The sequence below is a fragment of the Pseudomonas sp. GM33 genome (genome assembly GCF_000282295.1).
In the GTDB taxonomy this organism is placed as follows: domain Bacteria; phylum Pseudomonadota; class Gammaproteobacteria; order Pseudomonadales; family Pseudomonadaceae; genus Aquipseudomonas; species Aquipseudomonas laurylsulfatiphila.
In genome coordinates, this window is record NZ_AKJO01000047.1 from 1 (window position 1) to 10,633 (window position 10,633).

General features: G+C 61.3%; 10 protein-coding genes and 1 pseudogene. 4 read left to right on the forward strand and 7 right to left on the reverse strand.

Annotation, left to right across the window (positions count from 1 at the left end; translation table 11 throughout):
- Both PMI26_RS22215 and copI read right to left on the reverse strand, forming a co-directional pair.
- Positions 1-359 (reverse strand): annotated as a pseudogene (locus tag PMI26_RS22215) (NADPH-dependent 7-cyano-7-deazaguanine reductase QueF); the annotation flags it as partial.
- 61 nt (positions 360-420) lie between these two features.
- Positions 421-957, reverse strand: a complete 537-nt coding sequence (copI, locus tag PMI26_RS22210) for a copper-resistant cuproprotein CopI (RefSeq protein WP_007972103.1) — start codon at positions 955-957, stop codon at positions 421-423.
- A gap of 155 nt (positions 958-1,112) precedes the next feature.
- On the opposite strand from copI, the gene PMI26_RS22205 reads away from it, so the two are divergent.
- A complete protein-coding gene (locus PMI26_RS22205; RefSeq protein WP_007972104.1) occupies positions 1,113-1,793 on the forward strand; it encodes a heavy metal response regulator transcription factor in 681 nt (226 codons plus the stop codon).
- Positions 1,793-3,142 (forward strand): heavy metal sensor histidine kinase, encoded by a 1,350-nt coding sequence (locus tag PMI26_RS22200; RefSeq protein ID WP_007972105.1) that lies wholly within the window; start codon positions 1,793-1,795, stop codon positions 3,140-3,142. Before PMI26_RS22205 ends, PMI26_RS22200 begins: the two co-directional genes overlap by 1 nt.
- 97 nt (positions 3,143-3,239) lie before the next feature.
- Here PMI26_RS22200 and PMI26_RS22195 read toward each other — a convergent pair whose 3' ends face one another.
- From PMI26_RS22195 to PMI26_RS22185, 3 genes are all read right to left on the reverse strand, one after another.
- On the reverse strand, positions 3,240-4,484 hold the full coding sequence (locus PMI26_RS22195; protein ID WP_007972106.1) for a lipoprotein-releasing ABC transporter permease subunit: 1,245 nt from the start codon (positions 4,482-4,484) through the stop codon (positions 3,240-3,242).
- 63 nt (positions 4,485-4,547) lie between these two features.
- On the reverse strand, positions 4,548-5,231 hold the full coding sequence (lolD, locus tag PMI26_RS22190) for a lipoprotein-releasing ABC transporter ATP-binding protein LolD (RefSeq protein ID WP_162831815.1): 684 nt from the start codon (positions 5,229-5,231) through the stop codon (positions 4,548-4,550).
- A gap of 7 nt (positions 5,232-5,238) precedes the next feature.
- The gene (locus PMI26_RS22185) at positions 5,239-6,489 is read right to left on the reverse strand and encodes a lipoprotein-releasing ABC transporter permease subunit (RefSeq protein ID WP_007972108.1); all 1,251 of its coding nucleotides are present in this window, start codon (positions 6,487-6,489) and stop codon (positions 5,239-5,241) included.
- A 94-nt stretch (positions 6,490-6,583) separates the two neighbouring features.
- On the opposite strand from PMI26_RS22185, the gene PMI26_RS22180 reads away from it, so the two are divergent.
- Together PMI26_RS22180 and PMI26_RS22175 are read left to right on the forward strand one after the other, a co-directional pair.
- Complete coding sequence (locus PMI26_RS22180; protein ID WP_007972109.1) at positions 6,584-7,165, forward strand: PilZ domain-containing protein; 582 nt, start codon at positions 6,584-6,586, stop codon at positions 7,163-7,165.
- A gap of 14 nt (positions 7,166-7,179) precedes the next feature.
- The gene (locus tag PMI26_RS22175) at positions 7,180-7,902 is read left to right on the forward strand and encodes a glycerophosphodiester phosphodiesterase (protein ID WP_007972110.1); all 723 of its coding nucleotides are present in this window, start codon (positions 7,180-7,182) and stop codon (positions 7,900-7,902) included.
- Positions 7,903-7,944: 42 nt separating this feature from the next.
- Here the strand turns inward: PMI26_RS22175 and sthA are convergent, their stop codons facing one another.
- Positions 7,945-9,339 (reverse strand): Si-specific NAD(P)(+) transhydrogenase, encoded by a 1,395-nt coding sequence (gene sthA / locus PMI26_RS22170; protein ID WP_007972111.1) that lies wholly within the window; start codon positions 9,337-9,339, stop codon positions 7,945-7,947.
- Between the two features lie 207 nt (positions 9,340-9,546).
- The gene (locus PMI26_RS22165) at positions 9,547-10,584 is read right to left on the reverse strand and encodes an FAD:protein FMN transferase (RefSeq protein ID WP_177323524.1); all 1,038 of its coding nucleotides are present in this window, start codon (positions 10,582-10,584) and stop codon (positions 9,547-9,549) included.
- Positions 10,585-10,633: the final 49 nt, after the last annotated feature.

A 10,633-nucleotide genomic window follows, 5' to 3' on the forward strand; every position in this document is an offset into this window, starting at 1 on the left:
TTGCCGGCAGCCGCCGACAAATCCTTGGCCAGCGTCGCTTCAAGGCTCGCGGTGTCGGCAAACGGCGTCTGGTTCAGGGAGTTGAGATAGAGCTTGAACGATTTCGACTCGATGATGTTCGGCGAATCCGCCGGAATGCTGAATTCGCCGATCGCCACCACCGGCTTACCCGACGGCAGCAGCCAGGACAGTTCGAAGCAGTTCCAGAAGTCCACGCCTTTGTACGGCAGGGTTTCAGCCGTCAGGCCGAGTTCCGCCCACTTCGCGGTGCGCGGGATCGGGAACAGCAGGGACGGCGTGTAGGTGGCGATGTATTCGCTGGACTTGCCCAGCGGCGAGTGTTCGGCTGCGGGATGCATGGCGGAAACCTGACTGAAGAATCAGCGGATTCTATCAGCCTTTGCTCCCGCCTTTGAGTGCTTACTGACTGACAGTCAGTTTACCGACCATGCCGGCCTGATAATGACTGGGGATGTTGCAGGCAAACTCAAGGTTGGTGGCCTTGCTGAAGGTCCAGGTCAGCTCGGCGGTCTTGCCCGGCTCCACCAGCACGCTGTTGGGGTCGTCATGCTTCATGCCGTGATCCATTTTGCCGTGATCCATGCCAGCCATGTTGCTGTGGTCCATGGCCTTCATGCCGGTTGGCGTCAGCATGCCGCTCTGTTGCATCTGCAACATTTCCTGCTGGTGCCTGGCGTGCATCGCCGCGTCACCCAGGTTGAACTCATGCAGCAACTGGCCTTTATTGACCAGCACGAAGCGCACGGTTTCCCCGGCCTTGATATCGATGGCCTTCGGCGTGAAGGACATGTCCCCCATGACCACTTCGACACTGCGGGTCGCCTTGGCCGCCGGGGCCGGCTGGCCGAAATCGTAGGCATGTCCGCCGTCCGCCCACACCGGTGAGCTCAGCGCCAGCAAACAGAGGATTTGCGCCAGGGATTTGCGTGAAAACATCTTCGTACTCCAACAAGATAAGGCTCGGCATGAAGAAAACTCTAAACTGCTGCCACTGCCCGTAACCTGACAGCCAGATTACAACTTTGTCAGGTTGACCTGTATGAACGCTGCCCACGGTATAAAGCGTTCGTTCCATTTGCCATGAGTCGCCCATGAAACTGCTGATTGTCGAAGACCAACCGAAAACCGGCCACTACCTGCGCCAGGGTCTGGCCGAGGCCGGATTCAACGCGGAACTGGTGGCCGACGGCAGCACCGGCCAGCAACTGGCCCTCAGCGGCGAGTATGCCCTGCTGATTCTCGATGTGATGCTGCCTGGCCGTGATGGCTGGCAGATTCTGCAAGCCGTGCGCAGCGCCGGCCTGGACACGCCGGTACTTTTTCTGACAGCGCGCGACGCCGTGGAAGACAGGGTTCACGGCCTCGAACTGGGCGCCGACGACTATCTGGTCAAGCCGTTTGCGTTCTCCGAACTGCTGGCCCGGGTCCGCAGCCTGCTGCGTCGTGGTAGCGCGACACCTCAGGAGACCAGCCTGCAACTGGCCGATTTGCGCCTGGACCTGATCCGGCGCCGGGTCGAACGCAGCGGCCAGCGGATCGACCTGACCGCCAAGGAGTTCGCCCTGCTGGAAATGCTCCTGCGCCGCCAGGGCGAAGTCCTGCCCAAGTCGCTGATTGCGTCCCAGGTCTGGGACATGAATTTCGACAGCGACACTAATGTCATCGAGGTGGCGATCCGCCGCCTGCGCCTGAAGATCGACGACGAATTCCCCAACAAGCTGATCCACACCGTGCGCGGCATGGGCTACGTGCTTGAAGAGCGCCCTGCCTGATGCGTCGTCTCTCCTTGAGCAGCCGCCTGGCGCTGTTGTTTGCCGCTTGCACCGCCGTGGTGTCGTTGTTCGCTGGGGTGCTGTTCAGCCGCGCCAGTGAGGCGCACTTTGTTGAGCTCGACCAGCAATTGCTGGACAGCAAGCTGACGGGCTTGCGTCGGGCCCTGCACGACTTTCAATCGAGTGACAGCGAAGTGAAGCTGACGGAGGAGCTGAGCCGGCAGGCTGATCTGTCACTGCGCATCACCGGCAGCGACGGTCAGCGCTGGTATGACAGCTCGTCAGACATTCCGCCGCTATTGCCGCGCCAGCCCGGATTGTCGACGGTGAGCCATGAAGGCATGGATTACCGCGTGCTGAATGCGCCGCTTGTTGCGGACAAGCCCGATTCGCCGCAACTGACCCTGCTGCTGGACATCACCCACCACCAGCACTTTCTGCAACGCATGCAGCATCTGATCTGGCTGACCGTCGGCCTGTCAGCCCTGGCCACCGCACTGCTCGGGGCTTGGGCGGCGCGCAGCGGCTTGCGCCCGTTGCGACGCATCAGTGCGGTCGCCAGCGGTGTTTCCGCGCAATCGCTGAACATGCGGTTGCCTGAAGAAAACATGCCACCGGAACTGGCGGACATGGCCCACAACTTCAACGCCATGCTCGGACGCCTCGACGACTCTTTTCAGCGCCTGTCCGCGTTCTCTGCCGACATCGCCCATGAATTGCGTACGCCATTATCGAACCTGCTGACCCACACCCAGGTCACCCTCACCCGCCCCCGCCCCATCGAGGACTACCGCGAAGCCCTGCACAGCAACCTCGAGGAGCTGCAATGGATGGCGCAACTGGTCAACGACATGCTGTATCTGGCCAAGGCTGACCATGGCCTGTTGATGCCCAAGCGCGAGCCCTTGGAGCTGGGACTGGAAGCGGATCTGCTGCTGGAGTTTTTTGCGCCGCTGGCAGAGGACGCCCGGGTGAAATTGAGCCGTGACGGTAACGCGCACATGGAAGGTGATCGCAGCATGTTGCGTCGGGCGCTGTCCAATCTGCTGGACAATGCATTGCGGTTTACACCGGTTGATGGCGAAGTTCGGGTGCGGATTGTCGAGCAGCCAAAAGAATTGCGCCTGACCGTTGAAAATACGGGCCAACAGATTTCCGAAGATCTATTACCGCGCCTGTTTGACCGGTTTTATCGGGCCGATCCTGCACGTCGCGAAGGCAGCAGTGAACATGCGGGATTGGGGCTGGCGATTACGCAGTCGATCATCCGCGCCCATGGCGGGCAGATTCGTTGCGAATCGGAGAATGGGTGGACGCGGTTTGTGATTGAGTTGCCAAGGGGAGATTGAGGCCAGCAGTTCCGGCCTCTTCGCGGGTAAGCCCGCTCCCACAGGGGAACGCATTCCAGTGTGGGAGCGGGCTTGCTCGCGAAAGCGGTGTAACGGCTTACGAATAGCGCAAGGCGTGAGCCGGTTCGATCTTCGCCGCACGCCACGCCGGGTAAACGGTGGCGAGGAAGCTCAAGACAAACCCGGCAGAGCAGATCAGCAGCACATCCCCGCCTTGCAGCTCGGACGGCAGGTTGCTGACGAAATACACGTCCGAACTGAAGATGTGCTGCCCGCTGACCCGCTCGATCCAGCCCACGATCTGGCTGACGTTCAGCGCGGCAATCACGCCCAACACACCGCCAATCAAGGTGCCGACAATACCGATCACCGTGCCCTGCACCATGAAGATCGCCATGATCTGCCGTGGCGTGGCACCGATAGTGCGCAGGATCGCGATGTCCGCGCCCTTGTCGTTCACCACCATGATCAGGGTCGCGATGATGTTGAACGCCGCCACCGCGACGATCATCAGCAACAGCAGGCCGATCATGGTTTTTTCCATCTTCATCGCACTGAACAGGCTGCCCTGGGTGTGGGTCCAGTCGTCAGCCTTGTAGGCGGCACCCAGCCCCGTGGCGATGTCGCTCGACACTTGCGGTGCGGCGTACAGGTCCTTCACCGCCAGGCGCACGCTCTGCACCTGATTCGGCTCCCAGTGCTGCATCTGCGCGGCATCGGCCATGTGGATCAGGGCCATGGTGCCATCCAGCTCGGCACCGACCTTGAACACGCCGACCACATTCAGCCGTTGCATCCGCGGGGTAATGCCGCCCGGCGCATTGCTGACTTCCGGCACGATCAGGGTGATCTTGTCGCCGACGTTCAGGCGGAAGCGCCGCGCCGTGATCTCGCCGATCACCACGCCGAATTCGCCCGGTTTCAGGGCCTCGAGACTGCCCTGGACGATGTGCTTGGCAACGATCGACACCTGGCCTTCCAGCGCCGGGTCGACACCACTGACCTGGATGGGCTGCATCGTGCCCTTGTAGGACAGCATGCCTTCCATTTCGGTAAACGGCACCGCCGCCGTCACTTCCGGGTTTTTCATCGCGGCCGCTGCCACGGGCTTCCAGTCGTCAATCGGGTTGACGCCGACGATGGTGGCATGCGGCACCATGCCGAGGATGCGCGAGCTCATTTCACGCTGGAAGCCGTTCATCACCGACAACACCACGATCATGGCGAGCACGCCCAGGGCGAGGCCGATCATCGAGGTCATCGAGATGAAGGAAACAAAGCGATTACGACGCTTGGCGCGGGTATAGCGCGTGCCGATAAAGATCGATAACGGTCTGAACATTCGCTGGGGCACCGTATAAAAATAAAAGACCCGACGCCTTTCCAGGCATCGGGTTGCAGCCAATCAGATGGGCGTAAGGCAACCTTCCTGCAGGTGCAGGACGCGGTCCATCTGGCGGGCCAGGTTCATGTCGTGGGTCACCACCAGGAACGCCGTGCGCATCGAGGTGCTGAGTTCCAGCATCAAGTCCTGAATGCCCTGGGCGGTGTGGGCGTCGAGGTTGCCGGTCGGCTCGTCGAGCATCACCAGGCCTGGTGTGTTGACCAGGGCGCGGGCGATGGCCACGCGCTGACGCTCACCACCGGACAATTCGGCCGGTTTGTGTTCCAGCCGGTGGCCCAGCCCTACCCGCTCCAGCAGCGCCGTGGCACGCTGACGCGCTTGCGGGATCGCGGTCTTGCCGATCAGCAGCGGCATGCAGACGTTTTCCAGCGCGGTGAATTCCGGCAGCAGGTGGTGGAACTGGTACACGAAGCCCAGGGCTCGGTTACGCAGCAGGCCGCGTTTCTTCTCGCTCAGCGCCGACAGTTCTTCGCCATCGAGCCAGACGCTGCCCTTGGTCGGCGTATCGAGGCCGCCCAACAGGTTGAGCAAGGTACTTTTGCCCGAGCCCGACTTGCCGACAATCGCCACACGCTCGCCCGGATGCATTTCCAGTTGCAGCCCGGCCAGGACCTCTACCGACTCCGGACCTTCCTCGTAGGATTTGCCCAGGTTGCGGCAGCTCAAGATTGCTTTTTCACTCATGCCCGACTCACTCATAACGTAGCGCCTCCGCAGGCTGGGTGCGCGCGGCACGCCAGGCTGGATACAGGGTGGCGAGGAAACTCAGGATCAACGCGGCGGCGCAGACCATGACAACGTCCTGGCTCTGCACTTGCGACGGCAGGTAATCGATGAAGTACACGTCGGCGTTGAGGAATTTGTGGCCGATCAGGCCTTCGAGGGCCGAGATCGCGGCACTGACATTCAATGCGGCAAAGATCCCGACCACGGCGCCAATGGCCGTGCCGACCACGCCAATGACCGTGCCCTGCACCATGAAGGTGCGCATGATCGTGCCCGGCGTGGCGCCCAGTGTGCGCAGGATCGCGATGTCGCCCTTCTTGTCGTTCACCACCATCACCAGCGTGGAAATGATGTTGAACGCCGCGACGGCAACGATCAGAAGCAGCAACAGGCCGATCATGGCTTTTTCCATGCGGATCGCCTGATACAGGTTGCCGTGGGTGCGGGTCCAGTCGCGAGCATAGAAACGATCTTCGCCGAGGTCGCGGGCGATGCTCCACGCGGTGCGCGGCGCCTGGAACAGGTCGTCGAACTTCAGGCGCAGGCCCTGGACCTGATCCGGTTTCCAGCGATGCAGCCGGGCCAGGTCCTGCAGGTTGGTGACGCCCAGGTAGCCATCGAGCTCACCGGCGCCGACATGGAAAATGCCGACCACGGTAAAGCGTTTCATGCGCGGGAACATCCCGGCCGGGGTCACGGTGACCTCCGGCGCGACGAAGGTCAGCTTGTCGCCGATGACCGCACCGAGCTTGGCTGCGGCTTTGTCGCCGATGACGATGCCGAACTCGCCCGGCACCAGGTCATCGAGTTTGCCCTGGGTCATGAAGTGATCGATGATCGACACCTGCCGCTCTTGCGCCGGGTCGATGGCATTGAGCAGGACCTTCGAGACCTTGCCGTTATTGGTCAGCAACCCCTGCATTTGCGTAAACGGCGCCACGGCCGTCACTTGCGGGTTCTGCCTGACCTTGGCCGCCAGGCTTTGCCAATCGCTGATCGGCTCGCCGGACTCGATGGTCGCGTGGGGCACCATGCCCAGCACGCGGGTGCGCATCTCATGATCGAAGCCGTTCATCACCGACAACACCACGATCATCACGACCACGCCAAGGGCGAGCCCGATCATCGAAGTCAGGGAAATGAATGACACAAAATGATTGCGACGCTTTGCACGGGTGTAACGCGTGCCGATAAATACGAAGAGAGGTCTGAACATGTCGGGGCTTGTTCGGAGGGAAAAGGAACGTCCTTGTGGCGGGGGTCGATAACCAGCTTTACACTCAGACCACCGCCGCTACCATGGGTTCGCCATGTCGACATTAGATGAAGAAGATCGCCGCGAATACTACCGTATCGAGGATACGATCGCACTGGAAATTCGGCCCCTGTCCGCTTCTGAAGCCGCGGGCCAGGAAGTGTTGCAGGATGCTTCCCCACTCTTCAACTTGCTCAGCGAACTGCACCTCAGTGAATTCGAGTCGCAGCACCTGTTGCGCCAGATCAATGAGCGCGACCGCAACATTGCGGCATTCTTGAAATCACAGAACAAACGCATCGATTTGCTGAGCCAGGTGATTGCTATCACCGTGCTCGGGCAGATCGGCAAACCGCAGCCGGTGATCATTTCCGAAGGCGGTATCGACTTTCAGCACCCATCGCCCATCGCCGCCGGCGCACACCTGTCGGTCAAGCTGGTGCTGATGCCACAAGCCCTGGGCCTGCTGCTGCGCGCCCGTGTCACCCATTGCGACCGCAAGGGCGATGGCTACGACGTCGGCACCGAGTTCGAACACCTGACCGACGCCCAGCGCCAACTGTTGGCCCGCCACATCTTGCAGAAGCAGGCCCAGGAACGACGCCTGGCCCGCGAACATCTCGAATCAGGCAATTAATTTAAGGAAGAACCGTGACCCTCATCTACGGCCATCGCGGCGCCAAGGGCGAAGCACCGGAAAACACCCTGACCAGCTTTCAGGAATGTCTCAAGCACGGCGTGCGTCGCTGCGAACTGGACCTGCACCTGTCCAGGGACGGCGAGTTGATGGTCATCCACGACCCGACCCTCAAGCGCACCACGGACCGTCGCGGCAAGGTCGTCGAACACACGGCGGCAGAGCTTGTGACCTATGACGCGCGCAAGGGTGGCCCGGGCTGGATCAAGCCGTGCCCGATTCCGACGCTGGAAGAACTGTTCGAGAAGTGCGACTTCGATCACTGGCAGCTGGAAGTCAAGAGCGCATCACGGATGCGTGCCGCGACCACCGTGCTGGCGATTCGCGAAATGGTCCAGCGTCATGGCCTGATGGACAAGGTGACCATCACCTCGAGCTCCCGTGAAGTGCTGAAGGCTGCGCTGGAACTGGTGCCGGACGTGTCCCGCGGACTGGTGGCGGAGTACGCCTGGCTCGACCCGCTGAAGGTCGCGGCCAGTTATGGCTGTGAGATTCTGGCGCTGAACTGGACCCTGTGTACGCCGGAACGCCTGCAAAAGGCGCAGCGTCAGGGGTTGCATGTGTCGGTGTGGACCGTCAACGAGCCTGCGCTGATGCGCAGACTCGCCGACTTCGGCGTTGACAGCCTGATTACAGACTTTCCCGGTTTGGCCACCGCCACGCTCGAGAATTGCTGAAATCGGTCTCCCCGGCCGGCTCAGGCCACCGGCCGGAGCCGCTCAAAAAAGCCGGTTGAGGCCGTCGTACGCCGCGACCCGATAGGCTTCGGCCATGGTCGGGTAGTTGAACGTGGTGTTGACGAAATACTTCAGCGTGTTCTGTTCGCCCGGCTGGTTCATGATCGCCTGACCGATGTGCACGATCTCCGACGCCTGATAACCGAAGCAGTGAACGCCCAGCACTTCCAGGGTTTCACGGTGGAACAGGATCTTCAGCATGCCTTGCGGCTCGCCGGCAATCTGCGCCCGCGCCATGCTCTTGAAGAACGCCTTGCCGACTTCGTACGGCACCTTGGCCTGGGTCAGCTCCTGCTCGTTCTTGCCGATCGAGCTGATCTCCGGAATGGTGTAGATGCCGGTCGGCACGTCATTCACGAAACGCCAGCTGCCGTTGTCGACAATGCTGCCAGCGGCCGAACGGCCCTGGTCGTGGGCGGCACTGGCCAGGCTCGGCCAGCCGATCACGTCACCGGCGCCATAGATATTCGGCACGCAGGTGCGATACGCCTCGTCGACTTCGATCTGGCCACGGCTGTTGACCTTCACGCCGATGTTTTCCAGGCCCAACTGATCGGTGTTGCCGGTACGGCCGTTGCACCAGAGCAAGGCGTCGGCCTTGATCTTCTTGCCGGACTTGAGGTGCAGGATCACGCCGTTGTCCACGCCTTCGACGCGGTCATACTCTTCGTTGTGGCGAACGGTGATGTTGTTGTTGCTGAAGTGATAGCTCAGGGCCTGGGAGATTTCCGAGTCCAGGAAGCTCAGCAACTGGCCACGGTTGTCCACCAGCTCGACCAGCACACCCAGGCCGCTGAAGATCGAGGCGTATTCGCAACCGATCACGCCTGCGCCGTAAACGATGAGTTTGCGCGGGGTGTGGCCGAGGCTGAGGATGGTGTCGCTATCGTAGATACGCGGGTGGTGGAAATCGATGTCCGCCGGGCGATATGGACGCGAACCGGTGGCGATGATGATGTGCTTGGCCACCAGTTTCTCGACCACGCCGTTGGCGCAGACCACTTCGATGGTTTGCTCGTCGGCGAAGCTGCCGGTGCCGAAGAACACGTCGACGCGGTTGCGAGCGTAGTAGCCGGTACGCGAAGCGACTTGCTTGGAGATGACTTTTTCGGCGCTTTTCAACACGTCCGGGAACGAGAACCAGCGCGGCTCACCAATGGCACGGAACATCGGGTTGGTGTTGAACTGCATGATCTGCCGCACCGAGTGACGCAGTGCCTTGGACGGGATGGTGCCCAAGTGAGTGCAGTTGCCGCCGACCTGGCGACGGCTATCGACCATCGCCACCTTGCGCCCTGCCTTGGCGGCGTTCATTGCCGCGCCTTCCCCCGCCGGGCCGGAACCCAACACCACCACGTCGTAGTTGTAGACAGCCATGCGTACTCCTCAGAACAGGCCGCGGCACCCTCGGCACCTGCGGCTAAATCACGCCAATCTGTGGCATGAAGGAACAATTTGGGGCCAGTGCAGCACCCGGACACAGTCTATAGAAGCGTCAACGCCGGGCACATTAACCCTTGGTCGCGTCGTAGGCTACTTTTGCCTGCACTACAACGCCAGTTTTCAATGCTCAAATCGCCGCAATCACTCGGTTTTTTTGCCACCTAGGCGTTCAAAAGCGTGACTGCTGCGTGTGACGAAACCTGTATCGGCACGAATCACAAAAAATGCGCCGATATCGTGTTTTTCCGCGAAGTCCCAACCGCGCTCCGGGCCGAGAATCAGCAACAGGGTCGATAAGCCATCGGCCATCAGTGCTGAAGGATGAATCACCGTGACGGACGCCAGGGCGTGTGAGACGGGCGCACCGGTGCGGGCATCGAAGGTGTGGGAAAAACGCTGTCCGCCCTGCTCGAAATAATTCCGGTAGTCGCCGGAAGTGGACAGGCCATAACCGTCGACCGCAACAATGCGCTCTTCCACCTGCTGGTCATCGCGCGGCTCTTCCAGGGCAATGCGCCACGGCGAACCGTCGGGCTTCTTGCCGGCCGCCTTGAGCTCGCCCGTCGCCTCCACGAGGTAGTCGTGGATGCCCATCGCCTCGAGCCTTGTAGCAATCGTGTCCACCGCATAACCGGCGGCGATGCTGTTGAAATCGACCTCCACGGCGGCGTCCTTGCACAAATTGTCGCCATCGATGCGCAAGTGCTGGTGGCCGACGCGCTGGCGTGCTTCAGCGAGCGCGTCGGCGGTCGGGACCTTCTCCTCCCGGGCCTGCGGACCAAACCCCCAGAGGTTCAGCAGCGGCTCCACCGTCAGGTCGTAGGAACCCTCGCTCTGCACGGACAGTTGCTCGCCCACGCGGACCAACTTGAGGATCGACGCCGACATTGCCTGACAGCGGTTGGCTGGTAATGCATTGAAGCGTTCGATGTCCGAGTCGCTGCGGTAAGTCGACATTTGCCGGTCCACGTCAGCGAGGATTTGCTCGACCTGGACACGGACTTCGCCAGGTGCTGGAAGGCCGGCATGGCGTACGTACTTGATCGAATAAGTGCTACCCATGGTCGGGCCGCCGAAGCTTTCCAGGGCGTCACTGTTGCCACAGCCTGATAGTGCGCCGAGTAGCAAAAATGCCACCCCCTGCCACCTGATCAACAATTCCCGAGCTCCCCAATACATCCCCTGACACGCCGCCAGGGCCAGCCATTATGCGATAGAACTGTGGGAG